This window comes from Posidoniimonas polymericola, assembly GCF_007859935.1.
Classification (GTDB): domain Bacteria; phylum Planctomycetota; class Planctomycetia; order Pirellulales; family Lacipirellulaceae; genus Posidoniimonas; species Posidoniimonas polymericola.
On sequence record NZ_SJPO01000004.1, the window covers coordinates 75751 to 95072 of the forward strand.

A 19322-nucleotide genomic window follows, 5' to 3' on the forward strand; every position below is an offset into this window, starting at 1 on the left:
TTTACTCCTGTGAGCCTTCCTCTGGGGGAGACTCTTGCTGAACTTCCGTTTGCCCTGCAGCGGGCTGCTCGACGCCGGGGATGCCGTACTTCTCCGCCATCCAGGCGGAGAGGCGGGCCGACTGGTCGTGCGAGAGCGCTGAGTCGTAAACCAGTACTTCGGCGATGTCGCCGGTGAAACCAAAACCGTCGCGGTCGAAGTGCGACCCGATATAGCGTGGCGACGTGGTGGAGTTGACCACCGGCGCGTCGGCCGACTCGCTAATCAACTCGCCGTCCAGGTAGAGCGTGGCGGTCGACTGATCGCTGTTGTACGAGTAGACCGCCACGTGGGGACCATCGCTGACGGGCGTGGCGCTGCGGAGCAGGCCGGTGTCCTCGGGGATCTTGGTGTTCCGCAACCACGCCAGGTGGACGCGGGCCTCGAGTCGGGCGTCGCCGTTGATCTGCACAACGGTGTGGGGCGGGCCGTTGAGGTTCAAGAGCTGGACGCCCAAGTGCTTGTAGTCCCGGCGACGGCGGACCAGCCGGCTGGCGGCCTCGCGGTTGACGCGGAACACCACCGCCGACGACTGGTTGGCGCCGAGCGGCATCGGCTCGGTAACCAAGGACTGGTAGCCGTTGAACCGCAGCGCCGGGCGGCCGTTCATCGCGTCGGCCACGTACCGCGGCCGCTTGTTTCCCAGCACCTGCCAGGCGTCCTCGGAGGTCGGGTTGCCGGCGCACTGGCTGTCGCCCCACGCAGAAACGCGTCCCCGCTGGTCCTGCTGGACCCGGCTCTCGGCGTTGAACCAGACGCCCACCTTGCCGACATCGGGCGGCTGATTGAGCCCCTCGCTCTCGCCGTCGATGATGGGCCGCAGGAACCGCTCGGGCCGGGCCTTGATCATCGAGTCGACGCCGTTCATGCCGGAACGCGTCCAGCCGGCCCCGCCCTCAAGGGTTACCGGCTCGGTGCGGCGGTTGGCGAGGCCGCTGGGCTCCGCGATCACCTTCCCCTTGAAGACGTGGGTCTCGACGGCGCCGTCGTCGCCGACCACCATTCCGAACTCGGTGCCGAGGTCGATGAACTGCCCGGCGTGGGTCTCAATCTTGAAGCCGCGCCCACTCGGTGGGACGTTCGCGCTGAGCGTGCCGTCCAGCAGCTGGGCGCCTAGCGGCGAGGTCGGGATGAGCGTCGCGGGTCCGTTGAGCGCCACTACTGCTCCAGAGGTAAACTCGAGCACCAGCAGGCCGCGCGACAGGTTGATCCGCTGGCCGGCCGTGATCTCTGCCGAGGTCGCCACGCTCCAGCGGTCGTCTTCCCAGTCGCAATCGATCTTCTTGGTAATCCGCGCCACCACCGGGTTCAGCTCAACTCCGGGAACGCCAACGCTGCCCTGAGCGATCGCCTCCTTGGGATCCCCTCCCCCGTCCAGCAACGCTCCCCCCCAGTTCATCACCCCCACTGCCAGCAAGACCACCGCGGCGAGCGACAACACCAGCGTCCAGAGCTGCGACCGACGCAGGTCCGATGGATCGGCGGCCGCCGAGCGGCCCCGGCTAGCCTCGGCAGGGGCGGCAGGGGCGGCCTCGACGCCCGTGTCCGGGTCACCCCCACCGAAGGTGGCGTCTACCGCCCGCATCGCCTTAAGCTCTTCGAGCGAGAACGGCCGCACCGGCGCGACCGACTCTGCCATCTGGAGGTGGATCCCAAGCAGCCTCAGGTAGGCGCGGGCGGCCTCGGGCTTGTCGCGCAGCAGCTCGCTGAGCTGCTTGGCCTGCTCCTGGTCGAGACGACTCTCGATCAGGTCGTTCAGTAGTTGTATGGTCTTGCGGTCCATTGGTCCGACGATCTCATCACGGGATCTTGAAACTCTCGCCTGTCGCTATCTAACGCTATCTGCGGCTACGCGTCCACACTGGACCAGGCTCCACCGACGCCATCGGCGCCCCGCTCAAGGGCAGACGCCTGCCGCTGCACGCAGTCGGCCAGGGCCTTGCGGATGCGGCAGAGCGACTGGGAAATACTGTTGGCCGGCCGGCCCAGCTTTTCGGCCAGTCCGGTGACGCTCGCGCCCGGGGCGTAGCGGCCGACAATCAACTCACGGTCCCCAGGCCTTAGCCGATCCAGGCACCCGCTGAGAACGTTCAGGTTGGTGTCGGCCGTTTCCTGCGACTCGCTGAACCGCCCCGCCAACTCCTCGAGCAGCTGCGGGTCGAGCGTCGCGATCCGCCGCGACGATGTCCGGCGGTGCCGCAGCACGGTCAGCCGCGCGACCTCTCTCGCCCAGGCGAAGAAGTTGGTCCCCGACTCGTAGTGATCGAACTTCCGCCACAGCACGATGTTGGTCTCCTGCAGCAGGTCGGCCGCCGTGTTCGGGTCAAACACGAGGGCGATCAGGTAGGCGTGCAGCGCCCGCTGCGACTGCGCAAACAGTTGCAGGAATTCTTCATCACGGGACTCGCTGCCGTCTGGTTCAGACATTCGCCACGCCGCAGATAAGTGAGGACTGGAGTCCGGGCAGTAGTTTCAGCCCTGCGCCTAGCCGAACCAGGGGAATCAGCACGCAACGGCCACCAACCCTATATGCCGTCCCATCCCCCAAAATGACTCACAAAGTTCTGAAAAAAGCGGGGTCCCTACCGCCAACACCACCGCGGCCTCGAACGACCGATGTGCGGCGCGTTTTTTGGCTTTTCAGACTCAGATCGCCCCCGCCCCAGGCATTACTCCAGCAGAGGCGCCCGTTTCACACGGCCTCTACGCAGCAGCTTATCAGACCTGTCGTGGCATCCCCAACCAGGGCCGCCGCGGCAGCCGTCTTATCGAACACGGTGATTTGTCGCACGTTTTCCCGGATTGCGGGCCGCACCCGGCCTTCCCCCTGAGGCGTGCCGACGGCTGTGTACAGCAGAGAAGAAGCACCTATGAAGCTCGTCGGAGTCGCCTCCACCAACGCGGCTCGCCGCAGAGTGGCGATGATCGCCGCGGCGTTGCTAGCAACGTCGCTCGGCAATCAGGCCGCGGCGCAAGCCACGCGTCCCAACATCCTGGTCATCATGGCCGACGACCTCGGTCGGACCGACATCGGTCCCTACGGCAGCGAGATGAACACGCCGGCCCTCGACTCGATGGCCGCGGCGGGGGTGCGTTTCCAGAATTTCTACGTCACGCCCCGCTGTTCGAACACCCGCGCCCAATTGCTGACGGGGCAGCAGTCGCACGCGGTCGGCCTGCCTAACCTGGCGGGGGACGGCACGCGGCTCCCCAAGAACAACGTGTTCATCCCCGAGGTGCTGCAGGACAGCGGCTACCGCACCTACATGTCCGGCAAGTGGCACCTGGGGAACACGACCAACTTTGGCTCGCTGCCAGACGGGCACGACCGTGACCCCCGCGTCCGCGGCTTCGACCATTACTACGGCTTCACGGAGAACCATAGCCAGGACAACTTCCAGGGGAATTACCGGCTGCTCTCTGACGAGGTCCCCGAGCGGAGCTACACCACCACCTCGGGCAACGGCCAACCCGGCACGTTCTACCAGACCGACGCCATCGGCGACTATGCGCTCGACTTCCTCGAGCACAATCGGCAGAAGAACGCCGAGGGCGACAACCAGCCGTTCTTCGAGTACGTCGCCTTCGGGGCCCCGCACTTTCCGCTGCAGGCCCGCGACGAGTGGGTCGACCCGCTGGTGAGCCGCTACGAGCAGGGCTGGGACGCCCTCCGCGAGAGCCGCCTGCAGGGCCTCAAGGACGAGGGCCTGATCGATCCGAACATCGAGCTAACTCCGCGGGGCGACGTCGCCCAGACCGGCCACGGCGAGGCGCTGCACCAGATCCGCGCGTGGGACTCCCTCGACTCGACCCGGCAGGCCGATCTGACGCGTCGGATGGCGATCTACGCGGCGATGGTCGAACGCGTCGACTACAACGTCGGCCGTATCCTCGACGACCTCGAGGCCAATGGCGAGCTCGACAACACCATTGTCATGTTCCTCTCCGACAACGGCGCCGACGCCGAGTGGCACGAGTTTGGCTTCAACGCCGGCGAGGTCCCCCGCACCGGCGCCGACCTCGACAGCATGGGCACGACCACCAACGCGGTGGACGAGAAGATCTTCTACGGCTCCGGCTGGGCGAACGCGGGGCAGTCCCCCTACCGCAACTACAAGCACTACACCCACGAGGGGGGCATCCTCTCGCCGGCGATCGTGCAGTGGAACAACGGGCTCGACCCGTCGCTCGTCGGCCAGGTCGGGACCCAGGTCGGCGACGTCCGCGACCTGATGCCGACGCTGCTGGCGGTCGCCGGAGCCCAGTACCCCTCCGAGTGGACCGACCTGTCGGGCCAGACTTACGGCACCCAGCCCATCTTTGGTGAGAGCCTGGCCGAATACCTGGCGACCGGCGTCGAGACCGGCGACCGCGAGCTCGGCTGGCAGCACGAGGGCAACCGCGCCTTCCGCCTGGGCGACTGGAAGCTGGTCTCAAGTAATTTTGGCAGCACTCAACCCGGCGGCGCCGGCGTCGACGAATGGGAGCTGTACGACCTGTCGACCGACCCGACCGAGAGCGTCGACCTGGCCGACAACGCCGCGTACGCGGACCAGTTCAGCCTGATGCTGGCCGGCTACGAGCGGTGGGCATACCAGAACAAGGTGTCGTCCGCCTTGCCCTGGTCGGCCGCCGACTTCAACAAGGACGGCGTGCTCGACGCCGCGGACCTCGCCGCGTTCAAGACCGGCTGGCTGCACCGCGAGGCGCTAGGCTCGAACTCGACCTTCGCCCTGGGCGACGTCGACCTCGACGGCGACACCGACATCGACGACTTCGTGCTCGTCTACCAGGCGTTCGGCCAGTTGGGCCAGGCGCAGGCGGTCGAGTCGTTCGCCAATTCCCTGTCGATCCCGGAACCGGGCGCCGCCTCGGTGGCCGCGATGCTGCTGGCGCGGCTCGGTTTCCACCGCCGCCAACGCCCCTCGACCGACAGCAAGAAATAGCCCAATCAACCTCATCTCCTCTTTGATCCACCGATTCTTTTCTGCAACTTGGGAGCGACAGCTAATGCGTAACCACTGGATCCATCGGCTCGCCATCGGCGCGGCGGCGCTCGCCGCCATGCCGGCAACCGTCAACGCCGGCGTGCTGTTTAGCGACAGCTTCAACCGCGCCGACAGCGCCAACATCGACGAATCGCTGACCGGCATCGTCGACAACACCGGCTCGGCCCTGTCGGCCGACGGCGTCTACTCGCAGCCTTGGGTCGACCCGGCCAACGAGACCACCGGCTACGACGGCGACCCCGGCAACGGCGGCGGAGCCCAGATCGGCGACAACCAGCTGCAGCTGGCGGTCGGCCCCGGCACCTCCAACGCCTACGTCAACCACAACTTCATCAACCCAGAGATCCTCGCTGCCGGTGGGTTCCGCGTCTCGCTGGACGTGAACGACTTCAGCCAGAACAGCGAGGGACAAGGCGGGGCCTTTGCGGTCGGCATGACCGCCGCCGAAGCGGCCGCCACGAACGACGCCTTCAACGGCAACCCCTCAAACGCCAAGATGACCAACGCCTTCCCCACCGAGTTCACCGACACGGTCTCCGACTTCTGGGTCGGTCTCCGCGGCGACGGGACCAAGGAGCTCGCCTGGGGGAACGGCCCGGTGCCGGTCAGCGACCCCAGCTTCCAGGTTGTCGACCTCGACTCGAAAACCGGGACGATCTCGGCCGACTTCAGCTTCAGCAGCTTCGCGGCCGGCTCGGACGTGGCGGTCTCGATCTATTTCAACGGCGTGCTGCAGGGAACCGGCGCGTTCCAGTGGAGCGACTCTGACGCCAACTACATCGGCATCGACACCCGCGACGCGCAGATCGTGTCGCTCGACAACTTCAGCGTGAGCACGCTCCCCGAGCCCGGCTCGTTGGCCCTGCTCGCCATGATCAGCGGCTGCGGCCTGGTGGGCCGCCGCCTGTAATTAACTCCTCCGTCAATCGCAGGAATCAAGCCAGTACGGCCACACTGCTAAGGAACATCGGACATGCAATTATTTGGATCTCGCAGAAATCGTCTGCAGGCGGCGGTTGTGGCCGCACTGGCTCTCATATTCATCGGGGGGCAGGCCTCCGCGGTCGTGCTATTCTCCGACACCTTTGACCGGAGCGACAACCGCAACATCGACGCCGAGCTGACCGGCATCACCAACAACACCGGGACCACACTCGGCGTGGACGGCGTTTACAGCCAGCCGTTCCTCGACCCGGCCAACGACCCCGGCCCGCAGGACGGCGACGCCACCAACGGCGGCGGAGCCCAGATCCTCAACAGCAACCTGCAGCTCGCGGTCGGCGCGGGCACATCCAACGCGTACGTCAACCACAACTTCACCAACAGCGACATCCTCACCGCCGGCGCGTTCAGCGTCTCGCTCGACGTGCTCGACGGCTACGGTGGAACGTCGGCCGGCCAGGGCGCGGCCTTCGGGATTGGCATGACCCAGGCCGACGCCGACACCGCGGGCGACGCCAACGGCGCCGGCAGCGGCGGCCCTACGTTCTCCGACGCCTTCAACCCCGACAGCACGCCCGTGGGCGACTTCTGGGTCGGCATCCGCGGCGACTCGACCATCGCCTGGGGCGACGGCGACTCCATACAGTCGGCCCCGGTCGGCAATAAGTTTGGCACGGTCTCGGCCAACTTCGGCGTGTCCGACTTCAGTGCCGGATCGGTTGTGACCTACGAGGTGTTTTTCGACGGAGTCAATGTCGGCGTCGGCTCGTTCCAGTGGAGCAACGACAACGCCAACTTCATTGGCCTCGACGGCCGCACGGGGAACGCCCTCAGCCTCGACAACTTCACGGTCGAGACATCGACCCCGCCCGTGGTCCCGTCGCTAACGATCGACCGCGCCACCGGCAACATCACACTGACCAACGAAACCGCCCAGCCCCTGTCGATGATCGTCTACTCGATTACCTCGCAGAACGGCGGCTTCGACCGCGACGCTTGGGCAACGATCGAGTCTCAGGGCATCGACGCCGACGACGACTGGATCACCCTCACCGACACCACCGGCCCTGTGCTGACAGACATCTCCGAGGGCACGGTCGGCTCGTACGCGCTGGGCGCGTCCGGCTCGGCCAACGACTCCATCAACTTCGGGGATGCCTGGATCCCCGGCCCGGCAGAGGACGTCCAGCTCGAGCTGCGTGACGTCAATGGCAACGACGTACCCGTCGTGGTTCAGTACGTCGGCGACCCGATTCAGGCCGGCGATTACAACGGCAACGGCACGATCGACGCCGGCGACTGGCCCACCATCCGCGACAACCTGGTCTCGGACGTCTCGTCCCTGACGCCGTTCGAGGCCTACCTGAGCGGCGACCTGACCGGCGACGGCGTGGTCGACCGCGCGGACTTCCGGCAGTTCAAGGGGCTGTGGGAAGCGGCCAACCCGGGGATGAGTTTCGCCGCGATGGTGGCGGCCCCCGAGCCGACCTCGATCGCCCTGCTGGCCCTGGGTCTGCTGGCGGCCCCGTGTGCGGCGCGTCGCCGCGGGGCGGCGGTTGTCGCGTTGGTGCTTGGCCTCTCGCTGAGCGCCACCAGCGCCCAGGCTGTGACGCTGTTCGCCGACACGTTCGACCGCGCCGACTCCCGCAACATCGACGCCGAGCTGACCGGCGTCGCCAACAACACCGGCACGACGCTCGGCGTAGGCGGCGTCTACTCGCAGCCGTTCGTCGACCCGGCCAACGACCCCGGCCCCCAGGACGGCGACGCCGTCAACGGCGGCGGCACTCAGATCCTCGGCGGCCAGCTTCAGCTGGCGGTCGGCGCGGGAACGTCTAACGCGTATGTCAACCACAACTTCGTCAACAACCAGATCCTGGCCGACGGCGGCTTCAGGGTCACACTGGGCGTGCTCGGCTACGGCGGCGGGACCCGTGGCCAGGGCGGCGGATTCGCGATCGGAATGTCGCAGGCCCGGGCCGACTCGGCCGGCGACGCGGCCGGCGGCGACGACGTGATGATGACCGCCGCGTTTAACGACCTCGGCTTCATCGGCAATACGCTGCCGGCGCCCGAGAACGTAGTTTCCGACTTCTGGGTCGCGATCCGCGGCAACAACTCGCTCGCCTGGGGCGGCGGCAACGGCCCGATTTACGGCGCCGCCGAGGGCGCCCTGGCCGCCAAGACCGGCGTTGTGTCGGCGACGTTCGCTCCGACCGGTTTCAACGCCGGCGACGCGGTCGCCTACGAGGTCTTCGTCGACGACGTGTCGATGGGCTACGGCGCCTTCCAGTGGTCCGAGGACCAGAGCAACTACATTGGCATCGACGGCCGTGACGGCGGCGCCGTGATCTTTGACAACTTCGCGGTCGAGACCGTCACCGACGCCGCCATCAACCCGCTGCGGCTGCAGGTCGACACCGCGACCGGCAGCGTCTCGATCGCGGGCGGCGACGTCGCCAACGAGCTCGACTACTACGAGATCCGCAGCGCCACGGGCGGCCTGGTCGCTGGAGCGTTCACCGGTCTGGCCGGCGCCGCCGGCTTCCCCGCCGGCGACGGCTCGGGCAACGGCTGGGAGCAGGGCGGCGTGCAGACCAGCGGACTGCTGAATGAGAGCTACCTGCAGGCATCGTCGACCGTGTCGGCCGGCGCGGCGGCGACCTCGCTCGGCGCTGTGTACGACACCACGGCGGACAGCCGCGACCTGCAGTTCTTCTACGACCTGCCGGATGGCTCGACGGTGCCGGGATTTGTCGAGTACCTCAGCCTGACCTCACTGCCCGACTTCAACGGCGACGGCACAGTCGACGCCGCCGACTACACCGTCTGGCGTGACAATGAGGGCACGATTGGCGGCGCCGCGTTCGCCGACGGCGACGCTAATGGCGACGGGAACGTCACTGCAGCCGACTACTCGATCTGGAAGGCCAACTACGGCGCCACCGTGCTCGTTGCGCCGAGCGGAACCGTGTCGGCCCCCGAGCCCTCGGCAGTGCTGCTCACCTTCGGACTGCTGCCGCTGCTGCGACGCCGTCGCAACGGTCTGTCGAAGTAACCCGAAATCGCAGCGTGGGCGGTCGTCGCACCTTGGCGGCCGCCCCGCCTCAGACAAGCGAAACACACTATGAATCTTCTCACCAAGCCCAACACGATGGAGTTGGAAGCCATGAATCAGGACCCTCGCTCGATGAGCCTCGTCAAGCTTGCCGCGTTCGGCGCCCTCGCCTGCATGGCGATCGGGCTGTCGGCAGAGCGGGCCGGAGCCGCCTACACGCTCGACCGTTGGTACCAGATGGGCGACGACATGCTGTTCGCCGGCACCGGCAGCGCCGAGTCGGCCTCAAACGGCGCCGAGGTCGGATCGAACGCCTCGATAGCGGGCGTGACCTACGACAGCGCCGCAACTGACAACGATAGCTTCCAAGCTCTGACGGCCATCGGAGCCGACGGCGCGCCGACCTACGTCCAGTACGGCGTCGGCGGCAACCCGGCCGCCCCGGTCGCCGGAGCCAGCTCGATGAACAGCTTCGGCATCCGCCTGGACGGTGTCGACGACTATCTCGAGGGCGTCGCCCTCAACGACCCGTCGGTCACGGCCCCCGGTTCGAACGTCAGCTACAGCACCCAGGACCGCGGCTTCCAGCTGTGGGCTTACCCGTTCAGCCCCGGGGAGATCCCCCAGTGGCTCGTCGACGACGGCGACGAGCACGGCGTGTCGCTCGCCACCGGCGGCGCTTGGTCGGCCAAGCTCCGTGACGACAACGTCGACTCCGGCGTCATGGCCACGACTAACGGGTGGGACCACTTAATGGTAGTCCACGACGAGGCCGGCCTTGGCACGGGCGCCGCCTACGTGAACGGCATCGCTACCTCGACGCAGGGGCTCGGCTACGACTCCGGCTCGGTCGCCAAGCTGCTAGTCGGCGCCAACTCCGAGACTGATGACGCGGACCTGCAGATTCCCCCCGCGGACCTGACCAACCCCGGCTTCTACGCCGGCATCATCGACGAGATCGAGATGTTCGTCATCGACGACGGTTCCGCCTACGGCCAGTTCGACTACCTGACCGACAACGGCTACTTCACGGACGTCTTCCTTCCGTCGCAGTCGGGCTACGGCTTCACCCTGAATGCATCCACGGGGCACAACAGCCAGCAGTGGATCGACGGCGACATCGACTTCGACGGCGACTTCGACGCCGACGACGTGCAGGTCTTCATCGATGGCTGGCTCTCCCGACGGCCCGACCTGCCGGGCGCCGGCCTGCAGGTCGGCGACTACCAGACGCTGGCCCTGGGCGACCTCGACCTCGACGGCGACACCGACGTCGACGACTGGGTCGTGCTGCGGCTGCTGAACCCGCCGCTCGGATCGCTGCCGTCGCTAGCGCAGCTGAACGCCGCACCGGAACCGACCGCCTGCGTGCTGCTCGCAGCGGGTGCTCTCGCCTGCTGCGGCCCGCGTCGGCGCAATCATTAACCATCAACCGGGGAGTCCCGGAGCAAACCCGTAAGCCACACCGATCGACCCGAAGGAATCACGACAGGCGATCGCACGCCACCCAGGACGGGACGCGGGGCAGCGTCCCGTCCCTTACCGCCCAACCAGCCCTAAAGGATTTTCGCAATGAAACGGACCACCTCACCTAGCCGCAACCGGGCGTTCACGCTTGTGGAGTTGCTCGTTGTCATTGCGATCATCGGCGTGCTTATCGCCCTCTTGCTGCCCGCCGTGCAGGCAGCCCGCGAGGCGGCCCGGCGTAGCTCGTGCACCAATAAGCTTAAGCAGCAGGCACTTGCGATCCTGAACTTCGAGTCGTCCCACGGCGAGCTGCCCGCCGGCATCAACGTGTTCGAGAACGCCAACGGCCAGCCGGCGGATGTCCCCGAGGACAACACCTTCAAGGCGGTCTGGGCGACCTGGTGCGTCGAAGCCCTGCCGTACATGGAGAACCAGGCGCTCAGCGACGCGTTCCAGGACGGACTGCGGCTCGACCAGCAGCCCAATCGCTCGCTGCTCAACAAGGAGCTGCCCGAGTTCCTCTGCCCCTCCGACGGCCTGCCGGGCGGTTACGGGCAGCAGCCGTACGACTTCGGCCGCTCGTCGTATGTCGGCAGTTCGGGCGTCGCGAGCGGGCAGTGGCCGTGGGGACGCGTGAAGAGCGTCATGAACACCACTACCGGCAAGCCGCAGGGCTTCGCGACCAACCCCGCGGGCAAGCGGCTCCGTGGCGCGTTCACCACCGTCTTCGAGCCGACTGGCATCAAGCGGATTAAGCTGCGGATGGTTTCCGACGGCACGAGCGACACCCTCGCCATCGGCGAGTACCACACCGAAGAGATCTTCGACCCTGCCAACCAATCGAACTGGAACTACGCGTCGTGGTCGAGCTGGCGGGCGTACATGTCAATGGGCGCGGTCTACAGCCCCAACTACTCGAGCAGCAACATGCTCGGCGCCATCGGCACGCCGGACTTCGCCAAGTGCAAGTCGGAGCTCGGCCTAGTCGACCAGCCGTGCCGCTTTGCCTATGCGTCCAAGCACTCGGCCGGCGTGATGCAGTTTGCCTACCTCGACGGGCACGTCGATTCGCTGACGCCCGACACCGACATCTACGTCCTCGAGGCCAAGGCGACCATCTCCGGCGGCGAGGTCGACGCGGCCCAGGCGGTCGGCTCCGGCGGCGGCGGGCCGTTCGGAAGCTAGCGTCTCTCCGAAATCGAGACCAGTCAGCAACTCGGGATGCCAGGACCCTGAGTTGCCCAGCACGCCCCGGTCGGGCTTCCCGTCCGGGGCGTGTCTATTCGCGTGCTAACTCCAGCTCGGCGCAGGGTTTAGTCGGCCACGGCATGGTCACCCCGCTGTATCTTTCTACACTAGTGGGGTGAGCAAACCGACACCGATCGACGCCGACCCACTCGACTCGTTCTACGAGCCGACACGCACTTGGTTCCGGGAGTCATTCGCCGGTCCGACCAAGGCCCAGCAGCTCGCCTGGCCTGCGATCGGATCGGGCGAGAGCACGCTGCTGCTGGCGCCGACCGGCTCGGGCAAGACGCTGGCCGCGTTCCTTTCGCTGCTCGACCGACTGATGTTCGATCCGTCGGCGCCGTCACCCACAAAGGGCAGCCGCAAGGCGGACCGGCATGTGCGGGTGCTGTACCTCTCACCGCTCAAAGCGCTGGGCGTCGACATCGACCGCAACCTGCGGGCGCCGATCGCCGGCCTGCGGGCCGCTGCGGAACGGTCCGGCCGCAACTTCCGCGTGCCGGAGATCGCCATCCGCACCGGCGATACCGACCAGCGCGAGCGGCAGCGGATCGCCCGCAACCCGCCCGACATCCTGATCACCACGCCCGAGTCGCTCTACTTGATGCTCACCAGCAAGGCGAGCGGCATCCTGTCGCGCGTCGAGACCGTGATCATCGACGAGATCCACGTGATGGTCCCGTCCAAGCGGGGCGCGCACCTGTTCCTCACGCTCGAACGCCTGGAGCGGCTTCGACGGCTCGCCGCGGACAATGACCAACGCAGCTACCAGCCGCTGCAGCGGGTCGGCCTTTCCGCCACCCAACGCCCACTCGACGAGGTTGCCCGGCTGCTCGGCGGCGCCGAGACAACCGCCGACCCGGAAGAGCCCGCCCGCCCCCGGCCGGTGCGTGTCGTCGACGCCAGCGAGCCCAAGCGGCTGGAGATCCGCGTCGAGGTCCCGGTCGAGGACATGGCCCGGCTCGCCCAGCCGATGCACACCTTCCTGGGCGACGACGAAGTCGACGAGACCCGCCAGGCCAAGTACGCCAGTGGGTTCGACGAAGCGGCCGACGGCAAGCCCGCGGAACCGGCGCCGGCGGCCCCGGCAGAGAACGCCAACACCGCAATGGGACCGTCGACGCCAAGCATCTGGCCGGCGCTGCACCCGCGGCTGTTGGAGCTGATCCAGCAGCACCGCTCGACGATGATCTTCGTCAACAGCCGCCGCCTGGCCGAGCGGCTCGCGGCGGCCATCAACGAGCTGGCCAACGAGGAGCTGAACAAAAACCAGCCCGACGACGCCCCGCCCACGGCGCCGGTCGAGATCTGCCTGGCCCACCACGGCAGCGTGGCCAAGGACAAGCGGGCCGAGATCGAGGACCGGCTCAAACGGGGTCAGCTGCCGGCGATCATCGCCACCAGCTCGCTCGAGCTTGGCATCGACATGGGCGCGGTCGACCTGGTCATTCAGATCGAGGCGCCCCCCACCATCGCGTCGGGCGTGCAGCGGATCGGCCGCAGCGGCCGCGGCGTCGACCTGCTGTCCAACGGCATTATCTTCCCCAAGTACCGCGGCGACCTGCTGGCCTGCGCCGGCGCGACTGGGCGGATGCTGGCCGGCCACGTCGAAGAGACCTACTACCCGCGCAACCCGCTCGACGTGCTCGCCCAGCAGATGGTCGCCTTGATCTCCGACGGTCCGATCGAGGTCGACGAGCTGTACGCGACCGTCCGCGGGGCGGCGTCGTTCGCCGAGCTGCCACGCACTTCGTTCGATAGCGTGCTCGACCTGCTGTCGGGCCGCTACCCGTCGGACGAGTTCGCCGAGCTGCGCCCCCGCGTGACCTGGGACCGCGTGCAGGGCGTCGTGTCGCCTCGTAATACGTCGCGGCGGATCGCGGTCCTCAACGGCGGCACCATCCCCGACCGCGGGCTGTACGGCGTCTTCCTGGTCGGCGACGGCCCGGGCGGGACGGGCGGGAGCCGCGTCGGCGAGCTCGACGAGGAGATGGTCTTCGAGACCCACGCCGGCGACGTCTTCCTGCTCGGCGCCAGCAGCTGGCGTGTGCTCGAGATCGACAAGGACCGCGTGCTCGTGGCGCCCGCCCCCGGCGAGCCGGGCAAGATGCCGTTCTGGCGGGGCGACGGCCCCGGGCGGCCGCTGGAGTTCGGCCGCGCGATCGGCCGCCTCGCAGGCGAGCTGGCCCACGGCGACGCCGACGCCATGCACGACCAGCTCACCACCCGCCACGCGCTCGGCGAGAAGGCCGCGCGCAACCTGATCGAGTACATCCGTGACCAGGCCGAGGCGACCGGCGAGCCCCCCAGCGACAAGGCCGTGATCATCGAGTCGTTCCTCGACGAGATCGGCGACTGGCGGGTCTGCGTGCTCTCGCCGCTCGGCTCGCGGGTGCACGCGCCGTGGGCGATGGCGATCGCGGCCCGGCTGCGGCAGGAAGACCTCGGCGAGGTCGACTACAGCTGGTCCGACGACGGCATGATCTTCCGCCTGCCGGAGTCGCCCGAGCCGCCGCCGGTCGAGTTCTTCGTGCCGAGCTCCAGCGAGGTCGAGGACATGGTGACCTCGCAGGTTGGCTCGACCGCGATGTTCGCCGCCCGCTTCCGCGAGAACGCCGCCCGGGCGTTGCTGCTGCCGAAGCGGCAGCCGGGCCGCCGCTCGCCGCTGTGGATGCAGCGCCGCCGCGCGGCCGACCTGCTGGCGGTCGCCGCCCGCTACCCGAGCTTCCCGATCCTGCTGGAGACCTACCGCGAGTGCCTCCGCGACGTGTTCGACCTGCCGGGGCTGATCGGCGTGCTCCGCGACATCGAACGCCGCGCGGTCCGCGTCGAGGAGGTCCGCTCGCAGCAGCCTTCCCCGTTCGCGGCTTCGCTGCTGTTCAACTACGTCGGCAACTTTGTCTACGAGGGCGACGCGCCGCTCGCCGAACGCCGCGCCCAGGCCCTCGCGCTCGACCACAGCCAGCTCCGCGAGCTCCTGGGCGGCGACGAGATGCGGGACCTGCTGAGCGGCGAGGTGATCGACCAGGTCGCCCTCGAGCTGCAGCGGCTCGTCGAACCGACCTGCCGCAGCGCCGACGCCGTGCATGACTTGCTCCTTTCGCTTGGCGACCAGACCGCCGACGAGCTGTGGGCCCGCTGCGACCATCAAGCGGCCGACCGGTCGGCGCTCGACGCCTGGCTCGCCGAGCTGCAGGCCGCCCGGCGGATCATCCTTGTCCGCATCGCCGGCGAGCAACGCTACGCCGCGGCCGAAGACGCCGCGCGGCTGCGTGACGCGCTCGGCGTCGCGCCGCCGGCCGGGCTGCCCGGCGCGTTCCTGGAGAGCGTCGCCGCGCCGCTCGGCGACCTGCTCTCCCGCTACGCCCGCACGCACGCTCCGTTCACCGCCGCCGAGGCCGCCGCGCGGTTCGCCCTCGGCGAGGCGCCGGTCCGCACCGCCCTCGAGCAGCTCCGCGAGGCCGGCCGCGTGGTCGAGGGGGAGTTCCTCCCCGGCCGCCGCGGCCGCGAGTGGTGCGACGCCGGCGTGCTGCGGATCATCAAACGCCGATCACTCGCCGCCCTCCGCCAGCAGGTCGAGGCCGTCCCCACCGAGGCCTACGCCCGCTTCCTGCCGGTGTGGCAGGGGGTGACCAACCGCCGCGCGGGGCCGGACGGCGTGCTCGACGCGGTCGAGCAGCTGCAGGGCGCCCCGCTCGCCGCCAGCGTGCTCGAGACCCAGATCCTCCCCGCCCGGGTCAAGGACTACCAGCCCGGCCTGCTCGACGAGTTGTTCGTTGCCGGCGAGGTGGCGTGGCAGGGTCTGGAGAGTGTCGGCGTTTCGGATGGTCGGGTCTCCCTGTACTTGCCTGATCAGCTGCCGCTGCTCGGCCGCCTCCCTGTGGCCGATGACCCGCAGGAAGACCCGCTGGCCGCGCGGCTGCTCGAGTTGTTCACCGAACGCGGCGCCTTGTTCTTCGACGAGCTGTGCCGCGCGACCGGCTCGTTCCCCAATGACCTGCTCGCTGCGCTCTGGCGGCTGGTGTGGCGGGGCCAAGTCACCAACGACACGCTCGCGCCGCTCCGCTCGCTGATCGGCTCCGGCGGGAGCGGCTCTCGCGAGGCGGTCGGCGCCGCCACCCGACGGGGCCGCCGCGCGTACCGCTCCCGCCGCCGCCAGCGGCTGCCGGGCTCCGAAGGCCGCTGGTCGCTGCTCCCGCTGGCCGACGCCGAGCCGGCAACCCCTACCCAACGGGCCGCCGCCCTCGCCGCGCAGCTCATTGAGCGGCACGGCGTGTTGACCCGCGAGCAGATCAGCCGCGAACAGATCGAGGGCGGCTTCTCCGCGGTCTACCCCGTGCTCAAAGCGATGGAGGAGGCCGGCAAGATCCGCCGCGGTTACTTTGTCGAGGGCCAAGGGGGCGCCCAGTTCGCTGCTTCCGGCGCCGACGACCTGCTCCGCTCCGCCCCCAAGGACGACGAGCCGACGCTCTTGCTCGCCGCCACCGACCCGGCCAACGCCTACGGCGCCGCCCTCCCCTGGCCCGCCGCTGAGGACGAGTCGGCCCGGCCGCAGCGCACTGCCGGGGCCCGCGTCGTGCTGCTTGGCGGCGACCTGCTCGGCTACCTCAGCCGCGGCGACCGCGCGCTCACCACCTTCCTGTCCGCCGACGAGGCCCGCCGCGCCACGCAGGCGAAGCGGCTCGCCGAGTGTCTCGCCGAAGAATCGCACCGGCGGCGGTCGCTGCTGATCGAGGAGATCGACAAACGACCGGCGATCACCTCACCCCTTTCCCAGGCGTTTGTCGCGGCCGGGTTCTCGCCGACCACCCGCGGGCTGCTGTGCCGCAGCGACTTCATGGCCGGCGGCAAACGCGACCGCTGGACCCGCAGCCTCGACGACGCGTCCGAACTCCCCGCCAACCCGCGGTAGCCGACCTACCACCATGCCCGAAGGCGACACCCTCTACCGCATCGCCGAGAACGTCAGGCCCGTGCTGGCGGGCCAGACGATCGCCGCCGCGCTGAGCAACGCCTCGCCGCAGGTCCCCGCGATCGACGCCCAGTCGCTGGTCGGGCGGGTGGTCACCACGGTTGAGGCCCGCGGCAAGCACCTGCTGATCACGCTCGACGACCACCGCGTGGTGCACTCGCACCTCGGCATGACCGGCTCCTGGCACGCCTACCGCATCGGCGACCCGTGGCGCAAGCCGCCGCGCCAGGCCGGCCTGGCCCTCCGCACCGCCACGCACGAGGTCGTGAACTTCAACCCCAAGCTGCTCAAGCTGGTCACCGCCACCACGCTCCGCCGCAACGACTACCTGCAGCGGCTCGGCCCCGACCTGATGCTGCCGGGCGTCGAGCTCGCCGCCGTGCTGCCGCGGCTGCGGGTGCACAACGCGGCCCCCATGGGCGAGGCCGTGATGAACCAGACCATCGCCGCCGGCATCGGCAACGTCTACAAGTCCGAGACCCTATTTATCTGCCGGATCAACCCGTGGACGCTAGTCGGCGAGCTGAGCGACCTCCGCCTCACCGACTACCTGGCCGAGACCCACCGGCTGATGCGCATCAACCGCAAGTCGGGCAAGCGGACCACCCGCTTCGCCGGCGACGGCCAGCGGTTCTGGGTCTACGGCCGCCGGGGCGAGCCGTGCTTCAAGTGCGAGACCCCGATCCGCCTCCGCCGCCAGGGCGACGCCGGCCGCACCACCTACTGGTGCCCCCGCTGCCAGCCGCCTGCACGGTAAAGTCCGGAATATCGAGTGGAGGGGACAAAACCCCCGAGCCGATTTCCCCCTCGTTCTTGTTTCACGCTTCTATACCAGTATGAATGGCTCGAGCGGTTCCGCCGGGGCCGAGGGTTTTGTCCGCCAGTTTTGTCCGCCTGCCCTAGGGGACAAAACCACGCCGCAATCACCCAACGGAACAGCCAACCTTCCCAACCGCGCAGCACGAACCGAGCGCACGGTGGATACCGAGCAGCGACCTCAGGCGACAGAGCGTGTGACTACCACCATTGGACCGCGCGGAGTGGTGACCTGCCACAAGAAAATGTTCGAGGAAGAAGGATTCTCACAGCAGCGGCAAAGCAGGCTCTTTGGCGCCACCTGCCGGCGTGCTTCGTAGCGGTCCTCGATTACTCAGCCGCCCGCCACGGGCGGCCGACGCTCGAATCGGCCTAACTAGCGCCCGTAGTAGTACGTCAGTTGCGTAAGGACCGCCCAGTCGTACGCCCGGTCGGTGGCGACGACCGCGGGGCCAGCGATGCCTACCTCCTTGCTGCGGAGCGGCACCGCCACCGCAACGCCGGCCGAGCAACGCGGACCAAAGAACGCCGAGAGGCCCGCGGTCAGGCTGAGCCGGTCGGTTCTTCCGTAGATCGAATTGGTGCTGGTGTCGACCGCGATGCCGCTGTTGAGCGCGGTCTCCCTGTCCCACGCCCCCGTGTAGTGCAGCTCCAGGACCGTGGCTAGCCCCGTCAGCCGCCTCCCGCATCGGTTTCGGAAGAGCCAGTATCCCGCCGATATGTCGCCCATAAAGTAGCTCTGCTCCCGGATCGACGAGGCGCCCGAGGAGCTCTGGAGACTCGAAGAAGTCAGGCGGTAGGACAGGAACGACTGGATGAACGTCCTGTCCGAGGGCGTCCACAGGTTGGCGACGTACGGCGTAAAGTGCCAGACGTCGTCGTCCAAAGACGTGTAGAAGCTGCTCAGGGCGCCTCGTGCGACCATCTCCTCGCCGGTCGGGGCCTCGATTCGCAACCCGAGCGAGCAGGCCGATGCACACGATTCGTGCACCAGCCACTTGAAGCCAAAAGCCAGGTCACCGAACGAGCCGTCGGTGCTCGGCCCGTTGAGCGCCAGGTCAAGCGGGTCGTAGTCGTACACGGACGTCGTGTAGAACGGGACCATCAGGTCGACCGAGAGTCGACCGTCAGCAAGCGTCTTCTCTCCGAACAGTCGGTACTCGTAGATGTCGTTTTCAACCGGGCCGCCCGACTGACCGCTGTAGACATCCTGCATCGCGTTGAAGTTGAATCCGACGCGGTCCTGGGGGAGCGCCGTGTTGTTCTCCGCGGCCTTGTAGGCGTGGTTCTGGAAGAAGACCTGCAGGCCGCCGTTCAGCGGATTGGCCCGAGGATTGACGAGACCGCCGTCGCCAAACATCCCCACTACGGGATCGTGACGCACCCGGCTCGATTCTACCGAGTCGCCACAGGCGACCTCCCAACGGTCGCTGCCGCAACCGCCGAGATCGCCGTTCGCGCTGACCGTCCGGCCGAGAGTGAACGCGACGATTCCCGCGGCAACGAGACGACCAGCCAGCTTCCCTGCCTTCATTGCACGAACCTCTCTCGATCGGTTACCTCGGGAGACCCCGCTTTGCTTCGTGTATCGCCTGCGCGTTTGTGCCGGCGTTGCCAGAAATGACGGCCGCCCAACGATCGGCACAACCGCGCCCACCCCAACCGCGACCAGGCCCGCTCCCCCCGTAACAGCTTTCCCCAGCCGGATCTGCGCTCGATCCGCCGACGGGAACTACGCACCGCTTCTGGCGCCTCGCTAGTCGATGCGAGA

At 68.2% G+C, this 19322-nt stretch carries 10 protein-coding genes; 7 read left to right on the forward strand and 3 right to left on the reverse strand.

Annotated features, from left to right (window positions below; genetic code table 11):
• Window position 1: 1 nt before the first annotated feature.
• Together Pla123a_RS09460 and Pla123a_RS09465 are read right to left on the reverse strand one after the other, a co-directional pair.
• Window positions 2-1822 carry a LamG-like jellyroll fold domain-containing protein gene (locus Pla123a_RS09460; protein WP_146586248.1) on the reverse strand — a complete coding sequence of 607 codons (1821 nt, stop codon included), beginning with the start codon at window positions 1820-1822 and terminating at the stop codon, window positions 2-4.
• 65 nt (window positions 1823-1887) lie between these two features.
• The gene (locus tag Pla123a_RS09465; RefSeq protein WP_146586250.1) at window positions 1888-2466 is read right to left on the reverse strand and encodes a sigma-70 family RNA polymerase sigma factor; all 579 of its coding nucleotides are present in this window, start codon (window positions 2464-2466) and stop codon (window positions 1888-1890) included.
• 443 nt (window positions 2467-2909) lie between these two features.
• On the opposite strand from Pla123a_RS09465, the gene Pla123a_RS09470 reads away from it, so the two are divergent.
• The 7 genes from Pla123a_RS09470 to Pla123a_RS09500 all read left to right on the forward strand — a co-directional run bounded on the left by Pla123a_RS09470 (window position 2910) and on the right by Pla123a_RS09500 (window position 17492).
• Window positions 2910-4985 (forward strand): sulfatase-like hydrolase/transferase, encoded by a 2076-nt coding sequence (locus tag Pla123a_RS09470; RefSeq protein WP_146586252.1) that lies wholly within the window; start codon window positions 2910-2912, stop codon window positions 4983-4985.
• Between the two features lie 64 nt (window positions 4986-5049).
• Entirely contained in the window at window positions 5050-5958 is a 909-nt protein-coding gene (locus tag Pla123a_RS09475; protein WP_146586254.1) for a hypothetical protein, read from the forward strand.
• A gap of 108 nt (window positions 5959-6066) precedes the next feature.
• Window positions 6067-9048 carry a dockerin type I repeat-containing protein gene (locus Pla123a_RS09480; protein ID WP_146586256.1) on the forward strand — a complete coding sequence of 994 codons (2982 nt, stop codon included), beginning with the start codon at window positions 6067-6069 and terminating at the stop codon, window positions 9046-9048.
• A 69-nt stretch (window positions 9049-9117) separates the two neighbouring features.
• The gene (locus Pla123a_RS09485; protein WP_146586258.1) at window positions 9118-10473 is read left to right on the forward strand and encodes a LamG domain-containing protein; all 1356 of its coding nucleotides are present in this window, start codon (window positions 9118-9120) and stop codon (window positions 10471-10473) included.
• A gap of 147 nt (window positions 10474-10620) precedes the next feature.
• The gene (locus Pla123a_RS09490; protein ID WP_146586832.1) at window positions 10621-11700 is read left to right on the forward strand and encodes a DUF1559 family PulG-like putative transporter; all 1080 of its coding nucleotides are present in this window, start codon (window positions 10621-10623) and stop codon (window positions 11698-11700) included.
• A 178-nt stretch (window positions 11701-11878) separates the two neighbouring features.
• On the forward strand, window positions 11879-16675 hold the full coding sequence (locus Pla123a_RS09495) for an Lhr family helicase (protein WP_146586260.1): 4797 nt from the start codon (window positions 11879-11881) through the stop codon (window positions 16673-16675).
• 13 nt (window positions 16676-16688) lie between these two features.
• The gene (locus Pla123a_RS09500) at window positions 16689-17492 is read left to right on the forward strand and encodes an Fpg/Nei family DNA glycosylase (protein ID WP_146586262.1); all 804 of its coding nucleotides are present in this window, start codon (window positions 16689-16691) and stop codon (window positions 17490-17492) included.
• A gap of 435 nt (window positions 17493-17927) precedes the next feature.
• Here the strand turns inward: Pla123a_RS09500 and Pla123a_RS09505 are convergent, their stop codons facing one another.
• Entirely contained in the window at window positions 17928-19085 is a 1158-nt protein-coding gene (locus tag Pla123a_RS09505; RefSeq protein ID WP_146586263.1) for a hypothetical protein, read from the reverse strand.
• Window positions 19086-19322: the final 237 nt, after the last annotated feature.

Coding starts and splice junctions, on each gene's coding strand:
- Pla123a_RS09460 (WP_146586248.1), bottom strand. CDS start 1,822: ATGGACCGCAAGACCATACAACTACTGAACGACCTGATCGAGAGTCGT.
- Pla123a_RS09505 (WP_146586263.1), bottom strand. CDS start 19,085: ATGAAGGCAGGGAAGCTGGCTGGTCGTCTCGTTGCCGCGGGAATCGTC.
- Pla123a_RS09485 (WP_146586258.1), top strand. CDS start 9,118: ATGAATCTTCTCACCAAGCCCAACACGATGGAGTTGGAAGCCATGAAT.
- Pla123a_RS09500 (WP_146586262.1), top strand. CDS start 16,689: ATGCCCGAAGGCGACACCCTCTACCGCATCGCCGAGAACGTCAGGCCC.
- Pla123a_RS09470 (WP_146586252.1), top strand. CDS start 2,910: ATGAAGCTCGTCGGAGTCGCCTCCACCAACGCGGCTCGCCGCAGAGTG.
- Pla123a_RS09490 (WP_146586832.1), top strand. CDS start 10,621: ATGAAACGGACCACCTCACCTAGCCGCAACCGGGCGTTCACGCTTGTG.
- Pla123a_RS09465 (WP_146586250.1), bottom strand. CDS start 2,466: ATGTCTGAACCAGACGGCAGCGAGTCCCGTGATGAAGAATTCCTGCAA.
- Pla123a_RS09475 (WP_146586254.1), top strand. CDS start 5,050: ATGCGTAACCACTGGATCCATCGGCTCGCCATCGGCGCGGCGGCGCTC.